This is a genomic window from Mycobacterium sp. SMC-16 (assembly GCF_046250085.1).
Taxonomy (GTDB): domain Bacteria; phylum Actinomycetota; class Actinomycetes; order Mycobacteriales; family Mycobacteriaceae; genus Mycobacterium; species Mycobacterium phocaicum.
Genome location: NZ_CP176427.1, coordinates 5,227,927 through 5,248,242, shown reverse-complemented (window position 1 = coordinate 5,248,242; position 20,316 = coordinate 5,227,927). Strand labels below are relative to the sequence as shown.

Below are 20,316 nucleotides of genomic sequence, written 5' to 3'. Positions count from 1 at the left end.
CGATGCGGCGCTCAGTTGTAGTGCGTCGTCGCGCAGGCCGTCGGCGTCGTGAGGTTCACGCCGGGGTAGGTGACCTGAATGTCGGCGCAGGCGATGAAATTCGCGTCTGTGTTCGGCCTACCGGTGCGCACGTCGAGCGTCAGCGAGGTGCCGTCGACCGCGAACTCTTCGAACGTGCCGCCACCGTTGAACGTGACCGAGACCAGAGCACTGTTCTGCGACTTGAGCTGTCGCGAGTTCACGGGGCCGTTCCACGAGCCGCGGTTGATCGGCGGGGCTCCGGTGGGCGCACTGTACGAGACGTCTTGGTACACATTGCGGTTCGAGCTGCGCAGCGTGATGTTCTCGCGCGCCCAGGTGTTGGGCGGCAGCGGAACCGGATTGCCCCCGACGACCAGGTTGGCGGCGGTGTTGAAGGTGCACGCACCACCCGAGCACTGTGCCGTCACGTGAATCTGAATCTTCGTGGCGTCGTCGACGGGCACGAAGGCGTCGGCCGAATTGACTGCGGCAGCAGCCGTCGCGGGGGACATCAGCGCGGTCGCGGTCAGCACAGCGGCCGCGGTTGCTGCAGTAAGCCGGTTCACAGTCAAGAAAGTAATCCGTTCGCTACTCGTCGTAGGTGACTTCGACGGAATCCGTCTTGGGCACCGCCTGGCAACCGAGGATGAGGCCCTCTTCGAGGTCGGACGGCTCCAACACGTCGTTGATCGCCATGTCGACGTCGCCCTTCTTCATCAGCACCGCACAGGCCCCGCAGTGCCCCTCGCGGCAGGAGAACGGTGCGTCCAGTCCCTTGTCGAGCAGCACGTCGAGCAGTACGGCCTTGCGCGGCCACTGCAACTCGTGCGTCTCGCCATCGAGCGTGACGATTGCGGTGGCCGGGCCCTCATCGCTGTCATCTTCGGCGAGCACGACGGCGGCGAACGGGTCGGAGTCCAGTGACTGGAACACCTCGAGGTGCACATTGCTCTTGTCGGCGCCGGACTTGAGCAGCGCCTCTTCGGCGGCGGCCATGAACGGCGCCGGGCCGCAGATGAACGTCTCGCGCGTGGTGTAGGGCGCCAGCTGCGTGGCCAGGATGGTCGGGTTGGGCAGGCCCTGCACCGACTCGAGCCAGTGCACGACGGACAACCGGTCGGGGTACAGCGACGTCAGTTCGCGCAGCGCCTTGCCGAAGATCACCGACTTCTCGTCGCGGTTGGCGTAGAAGAGCGTCACCTTGCCGGTGCCCTCGGACAGCGCGGACTTGAGGATCGACAGCATCGGGGTGATGCCGCTACCGCCGGCCAGCAGCAGGAAGTCGGTGTCGAGGTTCTTGGGGACGAACGTGCCGGACGGTGCCAGGACGTGCATCCGCATGCCGACGTGCGCGTTGTCGCACAGCCAGTTCGACGCATAGCCGTCGGCGGTGCGCTTGACCGCGACGGTCAGTGCCTCCTCGGCGTGCGGCGAGCTGCACAGCGAGTAGCAGCGGGCGACCGATCCGGTACTGGTGCTCGGGACGCGCAGGGTCAGGAACTGACCGGGGGAGTACTTCAGTCGCTCTGGCGGGATGTCGCTGCCGTCGGGCGTCTCGAACACCAAGACGCGTGCGTCGTTGGTCTCGGCGATGACGTCGGCCACCACAAGTTCCAGTACGTGGCTGCCCAGCGGCTCGTCCACAACCATCACCCTTCGTTCGAACCGGCCTGACGGCCAGTAACTAGAACAGGTTACAAAAGTGCAGTTATGCGGTTCTACCTGCTGTAGTACCGCCATGCTCGACACAAATCGTAACGTGTTCTAATCTTCTGTCTAGACGACCACTCCCCGGGAGGCAATCCGTGACGTCAATTGAACAACTCGACGTGCAGGCCGTGCTGGCCGGCATCGACGACCTGCTGCCGGTGCTGCGCGAACGCGCACAGCTGACCGAGGACCTGCGCCAGGTGCCGCAGGAGTCTATCGACAGTCTGAACGAGATCGGCTTCTTCAAACTGCTGCAGCCCGCCCAGTGGGACGGCCTCCAGGCCGACCCCACGGTGTTCTACGAGGCGGTCCGCCGCATCGCCAGCGCCTGTGGTTCCACCGGTTGGGTCGCGTCGATCATCGGCGTGCACAACTGGCACCTGGCGCTGTTCGACCAGCAGGCCCAGGAAGACGTCTGGGGCGACGACTCGACCGTCCGCATCTCCTCGTCCTACGCCCCAATGGGCGCGGGCGTGGTGACCGAGACCGGCGACGGCTACATCGTCAACGGCGCCTGGAACTGGTCCTCCGGCTCGGAGCACGCCACCTGGGCATTCCTCGGCGGCCCGGTCATCAAGGACGGCCGTCCGGTCGACTTCGGCAGCTTCCTGATCCCGCGCACCGAATACACCATCGACGACGTGTGGAACGTGGTCGGCCTGCGTGGCACCGGCAGCAACACGATCGTCGTCAAGGACGTGTTCGTGCCGCGGCACCGCTTCCTGTCCTACAAGTCGATGAACGACGGCACCGCCGGCGGCTACCAGACCAACACCGCTCCGGTCTACAAGATGCCGTGGGGCACCGTGCACCCCACCACCATCTCGGCGCCGATCGTCGGTATGGCCTACGGCGCCTACGAGGCGCACGTCGAGCACCAGGGCAAGCGTGTCCGTGCCGCGTTCGCCGGTGAGAAGTCCAAGGACGACCCGTTCGCCAAGGTCCGCATCGCCGAGGCCGCCAGCGACATCGACGCCGCGTGGCGTCAGCTGATCGGCAACGTCGGAGACGAGTACGCCCTGCTGGTCGCCGGCAAGGAGATCCCGTTCGAGCTGCGTGCCCGCGCCCGTCGTGACCAGGTGCGCGCCACCGGTCGCGCCATCGCGTCCGTCGACCGCCTCTTCGAGGCCGCCGGCGCCACCGCCCTGGCCAACGGCACGCCGCTGCAGCGCTTCTGGCGTGACGCCCACGCCGGTCGTGTGCACGCCGCCAACGAGCCCGAGCGCGCCTACCTGATCTTCGGCAACAACGAATTCGGTCTGCCACCCGCAGACACCATGGTCTAAGGGAGACACCTACTGATGACGGCGATCAAAGCCCTCGGCTACATGCGCATCGAGGCCACCGACGTGGCGGCCTGGCGCGAGTTCGGGCTCAAGGTGCTCGGCATGATGGAGGGCGAGGGCACCAACCCTGACGCTCTCTACCTGCGGATGGACGATGTCGCGGCACGTCTGGTGATCGTGCCCGGCGAGAAGGACCGGCTGCTGGCCTCGGGCTGGGAGGTCGCCGACGCGCCCGCCCTCGAGCAGCTGAAGCAAACCCTGAGCGCCCACGGCGTCCCGTTCAAGGAAGGCACCAAGGAGGAGCTGCTCGACCGCAAGGTCGAGGGCATGATCAGCTTCCAGGACCCGGCCGAGAACACCCTCGAGGTGTACTACGGCATCCAGTACCTGGGTCGTCGCTTCGTCAGCCCCTACGGCCACAAGTTCGTCACCGCCGAGCAGGGCCTCGGCCACGTCGTGCTCACGTGCAACGACGACGCCGCCGCGCAGGCGTTCTACCAGGATGTGCTGGGCTTCCGGTTGCGTGACTCGATGCGGCTGCCTCCGCAGCTCGCCGGCCGTCCGGCCGATGGCGACCCGGTGTGGCTGCGCTTCTACGGCTGCAACCCGCGGCACCACGCGCTGGCGTTCATGCCCATGCCCAACCCCACGGGCATCGTGCACCTGATGGTCGAAGTGGAGAACTCCGACGATGTCGGCCTGTGCCTGGACCGCGCAAACCGCAAGAAGGTCAAGATGTCGGCCACGCTGGGCCGGCACATCAACGACAAGATGCTGTCCTTCTACATGAAGACGCCGGGTGGCTTCGACATGGAATTCGGTTGCGAGGGACTCGAAGTCGAGGACGAGAGCTGGATCGCCCGCGAGAGCGTCGGCATCAGCTTGTGGGGCCACGACTTCAGCGTCGGGTTCAAGTAGGCTCGCCCGGCATGACCCAGACCCCGCAGATCGACCCCCGCACATTCCGCAATGTGCTCGGGCAGTTCTGTACCGGTATCACCGTCATCACCACCGTGAATGACGGTGTGCCGGTCGGTTTCGCCTGCCAGTCGTTCGCCGCGCTGTCGCTGGACCCGCCGCTGGTCCTGTTCTGCCCGACGAAGCACTCGCGGGCCTGGAAGGCCATCGAGGCGAGCGGCAAGTTCTGCGTCAACATGCTGCACGAGAACCAGCAGCACGTCTCGGCGCAGTTCGGCTCGAAGGCCGAGGACAAATTCGCCGGTATCGATTGGAGCCCTTCGGGATTGGGCTCCCCGGTGCTCGACGGCACGCTCGCGCACATCGACTGCACGGTGCACTCGGTGCACGACGGCGGCGACCACTTCGTGGTGTTCGGCGCAGTGCAGTCGATGTCGGAACCGCAGGCCATCAAGCCGCGTCCGCTGCTGTTCTACCGCGGCGAGTACACCGGCATCGAGCCCGACAAGAACACCCCGGCGCATTGGCGCGACGATTTGGAAGCGTTCTTGACCACGACAACCGAGGACACCTGGCTGTAGCGTCACTCAAAAGGTAGGCGCCACTTCAGACCTGGAAAGCGGGCGAAGGCCCGGTCCGTGGTGACCCATGTGGCGCCGTGTTCGATCGCGAGCGCCGCGTGGTAGGCATCCGGGACGACATTGGCCTTGGCGCCGACGGTCGTGCACAGTTTTTCGAATATTGACCAATGACGGGGTCCGGGCCGTAGCGATATCGCCGACGGTGCTGAGCGGATCGCGCGGCATGCGTCGAGAGCTTCTGCCGTCGAGCTTGGTTGCGAGAAAATCCGGTGGTTGGTGATCAGTCGCATGACGCCGGAAAGCACCAATTCGCTGACGCCTACTGGTTCGGAGCCGGTGAGCGCTTCTTCGACCCATTCTCGATAGGTGCCGTGCTGGGCACTGTCGCTGCGGATGGCATAGACCCAGATGTTGACGTCAACGAGGAGCATTGTCGCCGGTCAGTTCGGCGAGGGCGTCTTTGTCTTCCAGATCGACCCCGGGGGCAAGGCCGCCGATCCCATGGGTTGGAAGCACGAATGTGCCGACGCTCGTGCCGGGGTTGTTTCGGTGCAGCAATGCCCGAAGTCCGTCCTCGACCACCGAGCCCAGGCTTCGGGATGTCCTGGCCGCGAGCACCTTGGCCTCTTCCAGTAGGTGATCGTCGATGTTGACGGTGGTGCGCATGCATCATCATAACATCACTGAGCCGCATCATGATGCGCCAATATTGGGTGGACGCAAATCGGTCTGTCTGTGCGGCGCCGCAGTCGGGATGACTGATACTCAGCGCTATGAGCATGCCGTCCTACGCCGGATTGCGTCGCGTGGTCCTGGCCTCCATGGCCGGCACGGTCGTGGAGTGGTACGAGTTCTTCCTGTACGGCACGGCTGCCACGCTGGTGTTCAGCAAGGTGTTCTTCGGGCAGAGCGGTAGCGATCTCGACGCCATCTTCGCGGCCTTCGTCACCTACGCGGTGGGCTTCGTCGCGCGCCCGCTCGGCGGCGTGGTGTTCGGTCACTTCGGCGACAAGTTCGGCCGCAAGACACTGCTGCAGTTCTCGCTGCTGCTGGTCGGTTCGGCCACCTTCCTGATGGGCTGCCTGCCGACCTTCGGGCAGATCGGCTACTGGGCGCCGGGCCTGCTGGTGGTGCTGCGGTTCATCCAGGGCTTCGCGGTCGGCGGGGAGTGGGGCGGCGCGGTGCTGCTGGTCGCCGAGCACAGCCCGGCGCAGAGCCGGGGATTCTGGTCTAGTTGGCCGCAGGCCGGGGTGCCGGTCGGCAACATCCTGGCGACGGTCGTACTGCTCACGCTGACGGGGACGCTGCCGGAGTCGGAGTTCCTGTCCTGGGGCTGGCGGGTGGCGTTCTGGCTGTCGGCGGTGGTGGTGCTGGTCGGCTACTACATCCGCACCAAGGTGACCGATGCGCCGATATTCGTTGCGGCACAACAGGAAGTCGAGCGCGTCAAGGCGTCGTCACTGAGCGTCATCGAGGTGCTCCGGTACTACCCGGGCAAGGTGCTGACCGCCATGGGCCTGCGGTTCGCCGAGAACATCATGTACTACCTGGTGGTCACGTTCTCGATCACGTATCTGAAAGTTCATGCGGGCGTGAGCACTACGTCGATCCTGTGGTATCTGCTGGTGGCGCATGCCGTGCACCTGGTGGCAATTCCGTTGGTGGGCAAGCTCTCTGACCGCGTCGGGCGCCGGCCCGTGTACCTGGTCGGGACGCTGCTCACCGCGGCCTGGGGTTTCGTCGCGTTCCCGATGATGGACAGCAAGCACTACTTCGTCATCATGAGCGCGATCACCGCCGGCCTGGTGGCGCACGCCTTCATGTATGCGCCGCAGCCGGCGTTGATGTCCGAGATGTTCCCGACCCGGATGCGGTATTCCGGTGTGTCCCTTGGCTATCAGGTGACGGCGATCTTCGCGGGTTCACTCGCGCCGATCATCGCGGTGCGGCTGCTGAAGGATTTCCACTCGTCGGTGCCCATCGCGATCTACCTGGCCGGGGCCTGCGTGGTGACGCTGGTGGCGTTGGCGTTCGCGCACGAGACCAAGGGGATCGACCTGGCTGAGGTCGACCGTGCCGACAGAGAACGTGTGGTTGCGCCATCGTCGCGATCGACCGTCACGCGACTGGGTATCCGATTCAATTGGCCGCCCTGGGAACAGTAACGTCCGCTAGGAGCTTGGGTCGGTAAGCCGTTGGTGGGGTGAGGTCGTCGAAGGTGCGTACAGATCGCAGTCCGTGGCTCTGAGGTGATCTGGTTGCACGTTCGATGCGCGATCGCGTGTGGTGAGCGCCCAGTGCGCCCGGTGCCCTGCCGACGGGGCCTCAATAGGCGGGTAGGGCCGAGAGGCCGGTAAGTCCGATGTGGCCGTGCAGTTTTCGTATGTTGTGGCACGCCGCGAGCAATAGCCATTCGCCGCGGGCCTGCTCAAGGCCGCGCAGCAGAAGATGTTTGGCGTTCTGCAGCGTCGACATCTGACCGAACACCGGTTCCACGATGGCTTTACGGCGGGCATAAACCTGCTGGCCACGTTTGGTGGTGAGCTTGCGGGCCATCCGTTGCTTGGTGGTGGCATCGGCCGGGATGCGTCCGCGTGGGGCCACCGGGGCCGGGTCATCACGGCGCCGGCGGCCGGGGGCAATGAAGAACTCGGTCCCATACGTAGCGGTGTATGCGGCGGCGGCCTCACAGTTGGCGGCGCTGCTGTAGCCGGCATCAGCGAGCACCTGGGCGGGAACCCGGCCGGTGTTGGCCGCCGCTTGCCGGGTCATCGGCAACAGGGTGCCCACATCGGCGGCGTTGGTGCCCACTGCGGTGGCCACGATCACCTGATGATCGGCATCGACCACAGCCGCGGCGTTGTAGCACTGGTGAAACGCCCCATCGGCGGTGAGCATGATCTTGGAATCCGGATCGGTGAAGTTGCGCTGCGCCTTGGGTTTCGGTGTGGCTGCTGCGGCGGCGGCCGCTCCCGCACTGGTGGTGGTGTCGTCATCATCGTCGCGTTCACGGGCTTTGCGTTCAGCGTCGGCGCGGGCCGCCTCGGCGGCTTCGTGCTCCAGGGCGGCTTTGGCCTGGCGAATCTTCACCAGCCGGGTCTCGCGGCGGGCCAACTCGGCCGGGAGCTCATCACCACGGCGGTCCTTACCGAACTGCTGGTCTTCGGCCTTGTCGATCCGTTCAGCTTCCAATAGCAGCGCTGACACCTCGGCGGCCAGGACTTTCTCTTTCTCGGTCATCCGGGCATAACTCATCGCTTTGCGTTTGGAGGCGTTGGCCCGCACCTTCGTGCCATCAAGGGCGACCCGGCCCAGGGACACCATGCCCGCGGCCTGACACAACGCCAACGCCTGCACGAACACATGTCCCAGGGCGGACAGGTGGCGTTTACGGAACCGGGCGATCGCCCGGTAATCGGGGGCGCTACCAGAGGCCAGCCACCGAAACGCGACCACGTCAACACAGGCGGCTTCCAGCTTGCGCGAGGAACGCACCCCGGTCGTGTACCCGTACAGCAGAATCCGCACCAGCAGCCGCGGATCGTACGGTGGCCCACCCCGGACCTCGGTATAGGCGGCATGGATCCGGGACAAGTCCAGATGCTCATCGACCAACTCGGCGATGAACCGGGCCAGATGCTCAGCGGGCAGCCAGTCATCGAGCGACGGCGGCAACAACAGGCCCTGCTCCGGCGCGAACGGGCGAAACGTCTTGTCCACCGGCGCCTTCGGCGCCACAGAATGTGAATCCACCCGCTGCCCGGGGTCTACCTCGAACAACCCGCCATCACCGAGATCATCACGCACACCTAAGGATCCCGTATACCGGCAGCTCGCACCAACACCCCGCCCGGCGTGTTACTGACCCACGCTCCTAGCTGCCAAGGTATCGAGGGAGTGGTCGGCGAGTCCGTCAGCGACGTTTCGCAGATACCCGACTCATGCACGGGTAGTCCGGTGCCTCTTGGAAAGTAATGACACAGTTGGCCGTTGGTGTCCTTGTACGTGCCCTGGTGGGTTCCTGGATCCTCGCCTCAACGATCGCGCAGGAGTTTGTTAGTGGCTTTACCGGGCTTCATCGAGGTGGCAGGCTATGCCGAACGATCGCAGTTGGATCACTAAGGGGGAAGATTGTCCGATTCCACGCAGAAGCCAAGCGGCGAGCCCTCGCCAGAGCCAATTCCGGTTCGAATCGTTTGGACGTCCCTAGCGAAAATCCCGTCCCACGTGAAACGGGGTGTTGTCGTTGCCATTGCTTTGATTGCTGTGATTTGGTTCGGATTCGAGATGGCGGCGGCTCACCAGAGAAGTAACGAAAGGGAGCAGTACTACCGGCTTCAATGTGAACGCGCCAACAACGGCGATCCGTTCGCCGCGTTGGGGGGCGGATCGCCCGCCGAGCGACGTGACTTCTGTCGCAATTACGGCGTCGATCTCAAGTAATTGACCGCGCAGCGGCAGCCATGAATGGTTTTAGGCTGGCCGTCGCGCACGAAAATGTCGACTACGACTCGTCCTGCATCGCGGCTTCCCACAGCCCGCGGCCGAGCTCCGAGAGCCGCAACGCAAGCTTCTCGACGCGCGCCGGGAAGGGGCCCCGCGAGGCGTCCTTGATGGCCTTCAACACCATCGATTCTGCGCTGAGAATCTCGTAGTCGGCCTTCAGGTCTGGGTCCTCGGGGACGGTCTCGACCAGCCCGAGCGCCAGCAGGTGGCTGACGTACTGCGGCACCATCAGCGGCAGCGCGACATTGGCGGTGCGGCCGATCAGGCATGCGTTCTCCAGCGTCGCGACACTGCGGTTCCGCGGGTAGATGTTCACCAGCGGCGACGACTCGTTGTCGGACAGCGCACCGATGATGCGGGCCTCGTCGGCAACCAGCTGATCGAGCAGCCGGTGGTAGAGCTCGGTCTTGCCGTCGGCGGTGCTCTGGTCGAGGGCACGGTCCAGCAGGCCGCCGAGCTTGCCGTGCAGGGACTCCTTGGCGGGCTGCTTCTGCGGGGCGGGAGCCGGCGTCCGTTCGGGGGCCATCTCGATGGCTTCGACGGTGGTCTTGGTCGCGATCGCGATCTGCTCGCCACCCCATGCGGCCAGCTTGAAACCGAATTTCGCGACGCCGAGGGCGCGGTTGGCCAGGCCGAGCGGGTCGAATCGCTTCGGAATCGCCAAACCGCCGCGCGGCGTCGAGATCGCGATGGCGATCTCACCGATGGGCGTGGACAGCTTGATGCCGTGCCGTTCGAGGCCCTCGCGGTTCACCGGTAAGTCGTCGGTAACTTCCGGTTCTGGGTTGTCGGTTTCCTGGGACATTGCGGACCGATGGTACCGGCCTGCCGATTGTTCTTGCCTCTTGTGTGGCAAACGCGACAGCTACCCCTGGCGGTACGCGGCGAGCCAGGGACCCAGCCGGCGGAGCGCTTCTTCGATGTCGGACTTCGGTCCGGCGAACGACAGCCGCACGAACGATCCGCCGTGCTGAGTGTCGAAATCCACACCCGGTGCGATCGCCAGACCGGTGTCGGCCAGGAGCTCCTCGCAGAACGTGAGGGAGTCCGTCGAGTACTCCGAGATGTCGGCGTACACGTAGAACGCGCCGTCGGCGGGCGCCAGCTTGTCGAGCCCGACCTCGGCCAGCCCGCTGAGTAGCAGGGCCCGATTCTCGGCGTAGTGGTGCACCAGTGCGTCGGCCTCGGCGATGGCCTCGGGCGTGAACGCCGCGACGGCCGCGTACTGCGGCAGCGTGGGCGGGCAGATGGAGAAGTTGCCGGTCAGGCAGTCGACGGCCCGGCGCAGCGGCTCGGGCACCAGCAGCCAGCCCAGCCGCCAGCCGGTCATGGCGAAGTACTTCGAGAAGCTGTTCACCACAACGGCATTGCGCGAGGTCTCCCAGGCGCAGCTGGTCGCGGGGGCATCGTCGTAGATGAGGCCGTGGTACAGCTCATCGCTGATGAGCTGTACGGAGTTGTCGTCGCACCAGGTGGCGATGGCGGCCAGATCCTCGGCCGGCAGCACGGTGCCCGTCGGGTTGTTGGGGCTGGCGATGATCAGACCCTTCACCGGTGGATCCAGCTGCTCCAACATGGAAATGGTTGGGTGGAAACGGGTTTCGGGTCCGCACGGTATCTCGACGACCTCGCAACCGAGCGCCGACAGGATGTTCCGATAGCAGGGATAGCCGGGGCTGGCCACCGCGACGCGATCGCCGATGTCGAAGCACGAGAGGAACGCCAGCAGGAATCCGCCGGTGGATCCGGTGGTGATGACGACGGCGTCCGGTTCCACCTCGACGCCGTACCGGTCCAGGTACGACTTGGCGATGGCCTCCCGCAGCTCTGGAATACCGAGCGCGACGGTGTAGCCGAGGTTGTCGTTGGCCAGCGCCTCGGCGGCCGCGGCCCGGATGGGCGCCGGTGCCTGTGCGGCGGGTTGCCCCGCCGACAGGTTCACCAGGTCGCCGTGGCTGCGCTGGCGCTCGGCCGCGGCCAGCCACACGTCCATCACATAGAACGGTGGGATGCCCGCGCGCAGCGCTACCGGATTGGTCATACCTCGACGTTAGGCCAGAACGTCAGCCTCGAGGCGACGCAGGTGCTCCCGCGACGACCCGAGCAGCTGCGCACTGCCGTGCGCGCGCTTGAAGTAGAACTGGATATCGCTTTCCCAGGTGATCGCGATGCCGCCGTGCATCTGGATCGCCTCGCCGGCAACGGCATTGAACGCCTCGGTGGCCATGTAGCGGGCCAGCGACGCATTCGTGGGCGTCGGGTCGGCGAGAGCGTCGTTGACGATGGACCGGGCGGCCGAGACCTTGACGTACAGGTCCGACATCCGGTGCTTGAGCGCCTGGAAGCTGCCGATCGGGCGGCCGAACTGCACGCGGTCCTTGGAGTAGGCCACGGTCAGGTCCAGGCAGCGGCTTGCGGCGGCGACCTGCTCGACGGCCATCAGGATGGCGGCGGTGTCCGCCAGGCCCGGGTCGGCGCCGAGGGTGGTGGTGCTGCCGGGGGCCACTGCGGCGAGCCGACGGGTCGGGTCCATCGCGGTCGCCGGCGTGACGGTGTTGTCGGTCCAGCGGGTCAGCTGGCCGTCCTGCGCGGCGATGACCACGTCGGCGACGTCGCCGTTGATGACGTAGCCGGCGTCGAAAACCACTGTGCCGATGGATGTTCCCTCGGCCAGGCCTTCCAGCGGCTCTTCCTCACCGGCGGCAAGCAGCGCCAGTTCGGCCAGCGTGGTGCCGAGCAGCGGAGTCGGGACCAGGTTCTTGGCCAGCTCCTCGAGAACGACGGCGGCGTCACCCAGTTCGCCGCCGGCGCCGCCGAGCTCCTCGGGCACGACCAGCGCCGCGGCGCCGACCTGCTCGCACAACATCCGCCAGAGCTTCTCGTCGTAGCCCTTCTCGGACTCGATGGCAGCCCGGACGGCCTCAGGGCTCGCGTGCTTCTCGACCAGCGCCGCGACGGTGGCGCGCAACATCTCCCGTTCTTCGCTCATTGTCACAGCCCTTCCAGTACGCGGGTCCGGTGCCACGTCGAGTCGCCCCACGCCGAGCGCAGCGCCTGCGTGCGCAGCAGCAACAGGGACAGGTCGTGTTCCTGCGTGAAACCGATGGCGCCGTGCGTCTGCAGCGACGACCGGGCGGCCAGCAGCGCGGCTTCGTTGGCCGCGACCTTGGCGGCGCTGACATCGCGGGCCAGCGTGGGCGACCCGTCGGCGAGGGCCAGGGCCGCGCCGTAGACCAGCGGGCGGGCCAGCTCGACGGCGATGTGCACGTCGGCCAGCTTGTGCTTGATGGCCTGGTACGACCCGATCACGGTGCCGAACTGCGTGCGCTGCTTGGCGTACTCGACAGCCATGTCGAGCATCGCCTGGCCTGCGCCCACCAGTTGCGCGGCGGTGGCCAGCGCGCCGAACTCGAAAGCCTTTGCGGTGTACGCGGTTTGGGCTTCGCCGGTGGCGGTCACGTCGAACAGGTGACGGGCCGGGTCGACGGACTGGTGCTCTGCGCCGATGGTGGCGTCCTGCACCTGACCGTCCCCGGCCAGCAGGATCAGACCGGCGGTGTCGGCGTCGACGGCCCGCGGGGCCAGCGGCGACAGAGCGACGGTGGCGATGAGCTCGCCCGAGGCCAGGCCTTCCGAACGCTTATCTGATGCCAGCAGCACCGGGGCCACCGCGATGGATTCGGTGACCGGACCGGGCACGGCCCAGTAGCCCAGACGTTCAAGGGCGACAACCAGATCCACCGGGTGCGCGCCGATGCCGTCGAACTCCTCCGGCACGTTCAGCGCGGTGACACCCAGGTCGGCCAGCGTCGACCAGATCTTGCGGCCGGGTGCGGCGTCGGCCGCTTTCTCGACTCCGCCCCACGCCCGAACGGCGGCGGGCACGTCTGCCGCGCCCAGCGCGGCGTCGATGCTCGCAGCGAAATCGCGCTGCGATTCGTCCAATTCAAAGAACACGTGAACAATCCCTCTTATTTGCGGGGCAGGCCCAGCAGGCGCTCGGCGATGATGTTGCGCTGAATTTCGTTGGTACCGGCGTAGATCGGGCCGCCCAGGGCGAACAGCAATCCTTCGGTCCAGTGGTCGTACAGCTCGGCGTCGGCGCCGCGCAGGTCCAGTGCGGTCTGGTGCAGGGCGACGTCGAGGTCGGACCAGAACACCTTGGTCACCGAGGACTCGGCGCCCAGCTCGCCACCGTTGGCCAACCGGGTGACGGTGCCGAAGGTGTGCAGGCGGTAGGCCTGGGCCTTGATCCAGGCGTCGGCGACGCGCTCGGCGTAGGCCGGGTTCTGATCGACTTTCCATTGCGCGACAAGGCGTTCGGCCGGGGCGACGAAGCGGGCCGGGCTGCGTAGCGACATGCCGCGCTCGTTGCTCGACGTGCTCATGGCGGCGGTCCAGCCGCCATGCACCTGACCGATGACGTCCTCGTCGGGGACGAACACGTCATGGAGGAAGATCTCACCGAAGCCGGTCTCACCACCCAACTGGGCGATGGGCCGGACCGTGATGCCCTCGGCCTTGAGGTCGAACATGAAGTACGTCAGACCCTTGTGGCGCTGCGCTTCCGGGTCGGAGCGGAACAGCCCGAAACCGCGCTCACCGAACGGGGCGCGCGAGCTCCAGATCTTCTGGCCGTTGAGCTTCCAGCCGCCGTCGACCTTGGTCGCGGTTGAGCGCAGGGAGGCCAGGTCGCTGCCGGACTCCGGCTCGGACCAGGCCTGGGCCCAGATCTCTTCGCCGGAGGCCATTTTCGGCAGCACGCGCTGCAGCTGTTCCTTGGTGCCGTGCGCGAACAACGTCGGCGCCAGCATCGCGGTGCCGTTGGCGGAGGCCCGGCCGGGAGCGCCGGCTTTGAAGTACTCCTCCTCGTACACCACCCACTGCAGCATGGTGGCGTCGCGGCCGCCGTACTCCTTGGGCCACGCGATGACCGACAGGCCGGCGTCGTAAAGCACCTTGTCCCAGACACGGTGCTGCTCGAAGCCCTCGAGGGTGTCGTAGGACTTGGTGGGGAACTTGTCGTTGTTGGACGCCAAGAAGTCGCGGACCTCGGCCCGGAATTCCTCGGTTTCGTCGTCGAATGTCAGATCCATTTACCGACTCGTCTCTCCGTTTGTGTTTCCCGTCGCTTCGCTCGCCCTGACCGCGGAGTCTTGAAGTTGGCCAAATGTTCTTTGGTGTAGGTCTGCGGTGGGGTCTGCCGACCGGGCTGCTGGGTGCCGTCGGACCCACTCATTGGAACTCCCTCTAACAAAGCAAGTGCTTGGTAGGTTAGCCTACAAGGGTGATAGAGGTCCAGACGTTCCGGGCTGAGGTCCGGCAATGGCTTGCCGACAACCTCGTCGGTGAATTCGCAGCTCTGAAAGGCCTTGGTGGCCCCGGTCGGGAGCACGAGGCTTACGAAGAACGACGCGCGTGGAACCAGCACCTGGCCGCGGCAGGGCTGACCTGCCTGGGCTGGCCGGAGGAGCACGGCGGTCGGGGACTGTCGGTCGCGCACCGCGTCGCCTTCTACGAGGAGTACGCCAAGGCGGACGCCCCCGACAAGGTCAACCACCTCGGCGAGGAACTGCTCGGGCCGACGCTCATCGCGTACGGCACCGAAGTACAGAAGAAGCGCTTCCTGCCGAACATCCTCAATGTCACCGAGCTGTGGGCGCAGGGCTACTCCGAGCCCGGAGCCGGTAGCGACCTGGCCAACGTCTCGACGTCGGCCGAACTGGTCGGCGACGAATGGGTGATCAACGGCCAGAAGGTGTGGACCTCGCTGGCGCACTGGGCGCAGTGGTGCTTCGTGGTCGCCCGCACAGAGAAGGGCTCCAAGCGTCACCACGGCCTGTCCTATCTGTTGGTGCCGCTGGACCAGCCGGGCGTCGAGATCCGGCCGATCGTCCAGTTGACCGGCGACTCCGAGTTCAACGAGGTGTTCTTCGACGACGCCCGTACCGAGGCATCGCTGGTGGTCGGGGAGCCCGGGCAGGGCTGGGGCGTCGCGATGGCGACGCTGACGTTCGAGCGCGGGGTTTCCACGCTGGGTCAGCAGATCCGCTACAAGCGTGAGCTCGAAGGCCTGATCGGCGTGGCCAAGACCACCGGCGCCATCGACGATCCGCTGATTCGGCACAAGCTGACCGAGTCGTGGACCGGCCTGCAAGCCATGCGGTCCTACGCCATGGCCACCATGGACGTCGAGCAGCCCGGCCAGGACAACGTGTCAAAGCTGTTGTGGGCCAACTGGCATCGCGAGCTCGGTGAGATCGCCATGGACGTGCAGGGCATGGCGGGGCTGACGCTGCCGGGCGGCGAGTTCGATGAGTGGCAACGCCTGTACCTGTTCTCCCGGTCGGACACCATCTACGGCGGCTCCAACGAAATTCAGCGCAACATCATCGCCGAGCGCGTGCTCGGCCTACCCCGAGAGGCCAAGGGCTGATGGATCTTTCAGTTGCTCCTACCGAGGTTGAGGGCCACGGCCTGCTGAAGGGCAAGGTCGTCCTTGTGACGGCCGCCGCCGGCACCGGCATCGGCTCGTCCACCGCCCGTCGCGCGCTGCTGGAAGGCGCCGACGTCGTGGTGTCCGACTACCACGAGCGTCGCCTCAACGAAACGCGTGACCAGCTGGCCACACTCGGCCTGGGCAAGGTCGAGGCCGTCGTCTGCGACGTCACCTCCACCGAGGCCGTCGACGCCCTGATCACCGCGGCCGTCGAGAAGATGGGCCGGCTGGACGTGCTGGTCAACAACGCCGGCCTGGGCGGGGAGACCCCGCTGGTCGACATGACCGACGACGAGTGGGACCGCGTCCTCAACGTCACCCTGAACTCGGTGATGCGCGCGACCCGCGCCGCGCTGCGGTACTTCCGCGGCGTCGAGCACGGCGGCGTGATCGTCAACAACGCCAGCGTCCTGGGCTGGCGCGCGCAGCACTCACAGTCGCACTACGCTGCCGCCAAGGCCGGCGTCATGGCGCTGACCCGTTGCAGCGCAATCGAAGCCGTCGAGTACGGGGTGCGGATCAACGCGGTGTCCCCGAGCATTGCGCGGCACAAGTTCCTGGAGAAGTCGGCCGATGCCGCGCTGCTGGACCGGCTGTCCTCCGACGAGGCCTTCGGCCGTGCCGCCGAGCCGTGGGAAATCGCCACCACCATCGCGTATTTGGCCAGCGACTACTCCAGCTACCTGACCGGCGAGATCATTTCGGTGTCGAGCCAGCGGGCGTAGTTTTCATCCGGCCGCGAGGTTCGGATATGTGCACTTGCCCGCCTATTTGCGACAACGCTGTCGCAATTAGGCGGGCATTTTCATGTGTGGCAGGCTCGCGATCTCGCGAGCCTGACCTGTTGGCGGACCCTCTCGATCAGATGATCGCCTGCTCCTGCAAGCCCGCGATCCGCGCCGCGTCATAGCCCAGTTCACCGAGTATCTCCGCGTTGTGCTCGCCGATCACCGGCGGCGCGAGGCGGATCGTCGCCGGCGTGGCACCCATACCCGCCAGCGGGCTGCCGATCAGGTCGACCGATCCGGCGGCGGCCCATGCATGCGGCGTCGTCGCGCGCAGGCCCCGGTGCTGCACCTGCGGATCTTCCCAGACCTCCGCCAGATCGTTATAGCGCGCGGCCGGGATGCCCACGCTGTCGAACTTCGCCTGGAGCTCCTCCGTCGTGAACTGCCGGCTCCACTCGTTGATGATGTCGATCAACTCCGCGCGATTGATCTTGGCCCGCTTGGCGTTGGTGTCGAAGCGCGGGTCGTCGTAGAGCTCGGGCTGGCCCATCAACTCCGACATGCGCCGCCAGTGAGCGTCGCTCCCGGCCGTGATGTACGTCATGCCGTCGCGCGCATGGATGAGGTCGGCGGGGCCGCCGCCGTTGCCACCATTGCCCAGACGCTCCGCCTGGACGCCGCTGATCAGATAGTCCTGCATGATGTGGCAGATCATCGCCACGGAACTGTCGAGCAGCGCCATGTCGATGTACTGGCCCTCGCCGGTGTTGTTGCGATGGTTCAGCGCGGCGAGGATCGCGATGGCGCTGTTGTGGCCGGTCACGAAATCGACCAGGCTGGGACCGGCTTTCACTGGCCCCGCGCCGGGTTGGCCTTCGGGGATGCCGGTCACGGCCATCATGCCGCCGCTCGCCTGGAACAACCCGTCGTAGCCCGCGCGCGCCGCCATTGGCCCGGTCTGGCCAAAGCCGGTGATCGAGCAGTAGATGAGGCGGGGATTGATCGCCTTCAGGCTCTCGTAGTCCAGCCCGAACCGCTTGAGGTCGCCGACCTTGTAATTCTCGATCAGGATGTCCGCGGTCTTGACCAGGGCACGCAGGATGTCCTGCCCCTCCGGCTTGGAGTGGTTGACCGTGATCGACCGCTTGTTGCGGTTCGACGCGGTGAAAAAGCCGGACTGGCGAAGGTCCTTGCCGTCCTTGCCCTCGACCGAGGCAAGACCGTAACCGCGCCCTTCGTCACCGCTGCCCGGTCGCTCCACCTTGATGACGTCAGCGCCGAGGTCGCCCAGTATCTGCGCGCTGATCGGGCCGGCGAAGACGCGGGTCATGTCGATGACCCGGATACCCTCCAGGGCACGCTGTGTCGAGCTCATGATCTCCTGCTACTCATCCATTTCAAGTCGTGCTGCGCGCAAGCATAGGGCTCGAATCGAAGCGCCCGACGCTTTACGCACCCCATCTATCGGTCGCGGTCGAGAACCGCGCGTGTGACCTCGCCCGCTCTCAGGGCCGCGATCGCCTCAACGTGCGCGACCCCTGTGAGCACTCGATCTTTGTGTACGTAGTGGCCAAGTCAACACCGGCCCGACCTACCCTAGCAAGCGCTTGGTTTCCATGCTGTTGAGATGGCGTCTCCATCGCCAGTCAACCCGCGAGCAGGCGCGACGAGCTTCTTCAGCTCGCCGCGGCGATGTTCGCTGAGCGTGGGCTGAATGCAACCACTGTCCGGGACATCGCAGACTCGGCCGGCATCCCGTCAGGCAGTCGTCACCATCACTTCAAATCGAAGGAACAGATGGTCGAGGAGGTCACGCGGGACTTCCTTGATTGGTTGTTCAGCCGGTACGAAGAAATAATCGCCACCGAGCCGTGGGAGATCGCGTCGACCATCGCATTCCTGGCCAGCGACTACTCGAGCTATCTGACCGGCGAGATCATCTCGGTGTCCAGCCAGCGCGCTTGAGTTTCCTCCGCGAGCAGACGTAAAACTGTCGATTTCGATGCGAATTCGACAGTTTTACGTCTGCTCGCGGCTGGCACGTGCACGCGAATGCCGTTCGTAGGCTTCAGTTTTTGTGATCCAGTGCTGACCGCCGAAGTACATCGTCAGGTAACCCGCGGGGAATAGCCCGAGCGTCAGGATCGAGACGAGCGCGAACTGCACGTACTGGCGAGCCGCGAATGAGTGGTCGAGCAATCGGTCGACATATCCGAAACGTGCGCCGACCGACAGCATGAACGCGATGTATAGACCCAGTATCAAGTAGGGGTAGCGCTGGCTGGCGAAGTCGTACGCCGGGTACCCGAAAAGTACCGCTCCGACAACGAAGAGCCACCACGTCTTAGGCGTGCTGAGGCCCCACCCGTACGCCTCAGGGCCGTCGCCGAACAATCGACGTGTTTTCCCGCGAATGCGGAGAAATGGTGTCCGGGCGTATGCCACGAAAACGGATGCTCCAGCCATGCCCACACCCGCGTTGAGTGCCGGCATCCGCCCTTGGGGTATCACCGCGAAGGCAGTGGCTGTGGCCATGATCACCGCGCCGACCCAATAGATCTTGCGCGCGTAATCAGCTTCTTCGTTGAAGCCGGCGATGGCCATCACCGCGAGCCCCAATAGAGCTACAACAAGTCCCGTGTCGACCTGGTTCACCCGAATACCTTCTTATAGACCGCCTCGGCGGTGGACTCGCCGATGAATGAGCCGACGGTGCCGCCGACGAATCCGCCAACCACTACTCCCGGCGGCCCCGCCACAGCGCCGACTTCGGCACCGAGGGCACCCATCATCCATGCCCCTGCCATACCGCCGCCGACCTTGGATAACGATTGGGTCTGCTGCACGAATAGGTGACATCTGAGTTGGCTTGCCCAGCATGGGCGGGCTGGAAGGATGTCCCCATGGCAAGGCCCTACCCCCGCGAGTTCCGCGACGACGTCGTCCGGGTCGCTCGCAACCGCGATGACGGTGTAACGATCGAGCAGATCGCCACCGATTTCGGAGTGCACCCGATGACGCTGCAGAAATGGCTCCGTCAGGCCGACATCGACGAAGGCACCAAGCCCGGCAAGAGCGCCAGCGAGTCCGGTGAGCTGCGCGAAGCCCGACGGCGGATCAAACTGCTAGAGCAAGAGAACGAGGTGCTGCGTCGGGCCGCAGCGTATTTATCGCAGGCCAATCTGCCGGGAAAAGGGTCTACCCGCTCGTGAAAGAGCTCGCCGCCGACGGGATCCCCGTCGCGGTGACGTGCCGGGTACTCAAGCTCTCCCGCCAACCGTATTACCGCTGGCTGGCCGACCCCATCACCGAGGCCGAACTCATCGAGGCCTACCGCGCCAATGCGCTGTTCGACGCGCACGCAGACGATCCGGAGTTCGGCTACCGCTACCTCGTGGAGGAGGCGCGCGATGCCGGCGAGCCGATGGCCGAGCGCACCGCATGGCGGATCTGCTCGCAGAATCGACTGTGGAGCGTGTTTGGTAAGAAACGCGGCAAGAACGGCAAAGTCGGGCCGCCGGTGCACGACGATCTTGTCGAGCGTGACTTCACCGCTGAAGGGCCAAATCAGTTGTGGCTCAGTGACATCACTGAGCACCGCACCGGTGAGGGCAAGCTCTACCTCTGTGCGATTAAGGACGTGTTCTCCAACCGGATCGTCGGCTACAGCATCGACTCCCGAATGAAGTCACAACTGGCCATCCGGGCACTACACAGCGCGGTAGCCCGACGCGGAGATGTCGCGGGGTGCATTCTGCACTCGGATCGCGGATCTCAGTTCCGGTCAAGGAAATTCGTACACGCCTTGAATCAACACGAGATGGTCGGCTCTATGGGCCGTGTCGGAGCCGCCGGCGACAACGCCGCCATGGAGAGCTTCTTTAGCCTGCTGCAGAAGAACGTGCTCGACCGCCGCCGCTGGGACACCCGAGAACAACTCCGCATCGCGATCGTCACCTGGATCGAGCGCACCTACCACCGGCGCCGCCGCCAGTCCGGCCTCGGGCGGTTGACCCCGATCGAATTCGAAGCAATCATGACCACACCGGCCAGTCAGGCCGCGTGAC

General features: G+C 65.6%; 21 protein-coding genes and 2 pseudogenes. 10 read left to right on the top strand and 13 right to left on the bottom strand.

Annotation, left to right across the window (positions count from 1 at the left end):
* Positions 1-11 precede the first annotated feature (11 nt).
* Complete coding sequence (locus tag ACJEIK_RS25635) at positions 12-587, bottom strand: hypothetical protein (protein ID WP_061006891.1); 576 nt, start codon at positions 585-587, stop codon at positions 12-14.
* 22 nt (positions 588-609) lie between these two features.
* Complete coding sequence (locus ACJEIK_RS25630; protein WP_409430480.1) at positions 610-1,671, bottom strand: 2Fe-2S iron-sulfur cluster-binding protein; 1,062 nt, start codon at positions 1,669-1,671, stop codon at positions 610-612.
* A gap of 155 nt (positions 1,672-1,826) precedes the next feature.
* Between ACJEIK_RS25630 and hsaA the strand changes: the two genes are divergently transcribed.
* From hsaA to hsaB, 3 genes are read left to right on the top strand one after another with little or no spacing between them, the layout of a single operon-like run.
* Positions 1,827-3,017 carry a 3-hydroxy-9,10-secoandrosta-1,3,5(10)-triene-9,17-dione monooxygenase oxygenase subunit gene (gene hsaA, locus ACJEIK_RS25625; RefSeq protein WP_064859705.1) on the top strand — a complete coding sequence of 397 codons (1,191 nt, stop codon included), beginning with the start codon at positions 1,827-1,829 and terminating at the stop codon, positions 3,015-3,017.
* 15 nt (positions 3,018-3,032) lie between these two features.
* Complete coding sequence (hsaC, locus tag ACJEIK_RS25620; RefSeq protein ID WP_212807253.1) at positions 3,033-3,935, top strand: iron-dependent extradiol dioxygenase HsaC; 903 nt, start codon at positions 3,033-3,035, stop codon at positions 3,933-3,935.
* A gap of 11 nt (positions 3,936-3,946) precedes the next feature.
* A complete protein-coding gene (gene hsaB / locus ACJEIK_RS25615; protein ID WP_064859702.1) occupies positions 3,947-4,516 on the top strand; it encodes a 3-hydroxy-9,10-secoandrosta-1,3,5(10)-triene-9,17-dione monooxygenase reductase subunit in 570 nt (189 codons plus the stop codon).
* A 2-nt stretch (positions 4,517-4,518) separates the two neighbouring features.
* Here the strand turns inward: hsaB and ACJEIK_RS25610 are convergent, their stop codons facing one another.
* Positions 4,519-4,947, bottom strand: a complete 429-nt coding sequence (locus tag ACJEIK_RS25610) for a type II toxin-antitoxin system VapC family toxin (protein WP_212807252.1) — start codon at positions 4,945-4,947, stop codon at positions 4,519-4,521.
* Positions 4,934-5,182: a type II toxin-antitoxin system VapB family antitoxin gene (locus ACJEIK_RS25605; protein ID WP_212814558.1), complete on the bottom strand. Its 249-nt coding sequence runs from the start codon at positions 5,180-5,182 to the stop codon at positions 4,934-4,936. The genes ACJEIK_RS25610 and ACJEIK_RS25605 overlap by 14 nt, the downstream gene beginning before the upstream one ends.
* A 107-nt stretch (positions 5,183-5,289) precedes the next feature.
* Here ACJEIK_RS25605 and ACJEIK_RS25600 point away from each other — a divergent pair, with 107 nt between their 5' ends.
* Complete coding sequence (locus tag ACJEIK_RS25600; RefSeq protein ID WP_212807251.1) at positions 5,290-6,681, top strand: MFS transporter; 1,392 nt, start codon at positions 5,290-5,292, stop codon at positions 6,679-6,681.
* Between the two features lie 160 nt (positions 6,682-6,841).
* On the opposite strand, the gene ACJEIK_RS25595 is transcribed toward ACJEIK_RS25600, so the two are convergent.
* Positions 6,842-8,269 (bottom strand): IS1182 family transposase, encoded by a 1,428-nt coding sequence (locus ACJEIK_RS25595; protein WP_083612599.1) that lies wholly within the window; start codon positions 8,267-8,269, stop codon positions 6,842-6,844.
* 474 nt (positions 8,270-8,743) lie between these two features.
* On the opposite strand from ACJEIK_RS25595, the gene ACJEIK_RS25590 reads away from it, so the two are divergent.
* Positions 8,744-8,959 (top strand): hypothetical protein, encoded by a 216-nt coding sequence (locus ACJEIK_RS25590; protein WP_212807250.1) that lies wholly within the window; start codon positions 8,744-8,746, stop codon positions 8,957-8,959.
* Positions 8,960-9,020: 61 nt separating this feature from the next.
* Here ACJEIK_RS25590 and ACJEIK_RS25585 read toward each other — a convergent pair whose 3' ends face one another.
* The 5 genes from ACJEIK_RS25585 to ACJEIK_RS25565 are packed head-to-tail and all read right to left on the bottom strand — an operon-like array spanning position 9,021 to position 14,118.
* On the bottom strand, positions 9,021-9,827 hold the full coding sequence (locus tag ACJEIK_RS25585; RefSeq protein WP_061006885.1) for a hypothetical protein: 807 nt from the start codon (positions 9,825-9,827) through the stop codon (positions 9,021-9,023).
* Positions 9,828-9,887: 60 nt separating this feature from the next.
* Positions 9,888-11,063 (bottom strand): pyridoxal phosphate-dependent aminotransferase, encoded by a 1,176-nt coding sequence (locus ACJEIK_RS25580; RefSeq protein ID WP_212807249.1) that lies wholly within the window; start codon positions 11,061-11,063, stop codon positions 9,888-9,890.
* A 9-nt stretch (positions 11,064-11,072) separates the two neighbouring features.
* The gene (locus tag ACJEIK_RS25575) at positions 11,073-12,011 is read right to left on the bottom strand and encodes an acyl-CoA dehydrogenase family protein (protein WP_212807248.1); all 939 of its coding nucleotides are present in this window, start codon (positions 12,009-12,011) and stop codon (positions 11,073-11,075) included.
* 2 nt (positions 12,012-12,013) lie between these two features.
* Positions 12,014-12,979 (bottom strand): acyl-CoA dehydrogenase family protein, encoded by a 966-nt coding sequence (locus ACJEIK_RS25570; protein ID WP_212807247.1) that lies wholly within the window; start codon positions 12,977-12,979, stop codon positions 12,014-12,016.
* A gap of 14 nt (positions 12,980-12,993) precedes the next feature.
* The gene (locus ACJEIK_RS25565) at positions 12,994-14,118 is read right to left on the bottom strand and encodes an acyl-CoA dehydrogenase family protein (protein WP_212807246.1); all 1,125 of its coding nucleotides are present in this window, start codon (positions 14,116-14,118) and stop codon (positions 12,994-12,996) included.
* 191 nt (positions 14,119-14,309) lie between these two features.
* Here ACJEIK_RS25565 and ipdE1 point away from each other — a divergent pair, with 191 nt between their 5' ends.
* On the top strand, positions 14,310-15,458 hold the full coding sequence (gene ipdE1 / locus ACJEIK_RS25560) for an acyl-CoA dehydrogenase IpdE1 (RefSeq protein ID WP_267324153.1): 1,149 nt from the start codon (positions 14,310-14,312) through the stop codon (positions 15,456-15,458).
* The gene (ipdF, locus tag ACJEIK_RS25555; protein ID WP_135356507.1) at positions 15,458-16,246 is read left to right on the top strand and encodes a (5R,7aS)-5-hydroxy-7a-methyl-1-oxo-2,3,5,6,7,7a-hexahydro-1H-indene-carboxyl-CoA reductase; all 789 of its coding nucleotides are present in this window, start codon (positions 15,458-15,460) and stop codon (positions 16,244-16,246) included. Before ipdE1 ends, ipdF begins: the two co-directional genes overlap by 1 nt.
* Positions 16,247-16,382: 136 nt before the next feature.
* Here the strand turns inward: ipdF and ACJEIK_RS25550 are convergent, their stop codons facing one another.
* A complete protein-coding gene (locus tag ACJEIK_RS25550) occupies positions 16,383-17,624 on the bottom strand; it encodes a CaiB/BaiF CoA transferase family protein (RefSeq protein ID WP_409430479.1) in 1,242 nt (413 codons plus the stop codon).
* Positions 17,625-17,941: 317 nt separating this feature from the next.
* On the opposite strand from ACJEIK_RS25550, the pseudogene ACJEIK_RS25545 reads away from it, so the two are divergent.
* Both ACJEIK_RS25545 and ACJEIK_RS25540 read left to right on the top strand, forming a co-directional pair.
* Positions 17,942-18,001 (top strand): annotated as a pseudogene (locus ACJEIK_RS25545) (TetR family transcriptional regulator); the annotation flags it as partial.
* Between the two features lie 108 nt (positions 18,002-18,109).
* Positions 18,110-18,214 (top strand): annotated as a pseudogene (locus ACJEIK_RS25540) (short chain dehydrogenase); the annotation flags it as partial.
* 54 nt (positions 18,215-18,268) lie between these two features.
* Here the strand turns inward: ACJEIK_RS25540 and ACJEIK_RS25535 are convergent.
* Both ACJEIK_RS25535 and ACJEIK_RS25530 read right to left on the bottom strand, forming a co-directional pair.
* The gene (locus tag ACJEIK_RS25535) at positions 18,269-18,904 is read right to left on the bottom strand and encodes a hypothetical protein (protein WP_064859694.1); all 636 of its coding nucleotides are present in this window, start codon (positions 18,902-18,904) and stop codon (positions 18,269-18,271) included.
* Entirely contained in the window at positions 18,901-19,056 is a 156-nt protein-coding gene (locus tag ACJEIK_RS25530; protein ID WP_409430478.1) for a hypothetical protein, read from the bottom strand. Before ACJEIK_RS25530 ends, ACJEIK_RS25535 begins: the two co-directional genes overlap by 4 nt.
* Positions 19,057-19,152: 96 nt before the next feature.
* On the opposite strand from ACJEIK_RS25530, the gene ACJEIK_RS25525 reads away from it, so the two are divergent.
* A protein-coding gene (locus ACJEIK_RS25525; protein ID WP_099156389.1) for an IS3 family transposase occupies positions 19,153-20,315 on the top strand; the annotation gives its coding sequence in 2 pieces (ribosomal slippage) (positions 19,153-19,437 and positions 19,440-20,315; 1,161 coding nt in all).
* Position 20,316 lies beyond the last annotated feature (1 nt).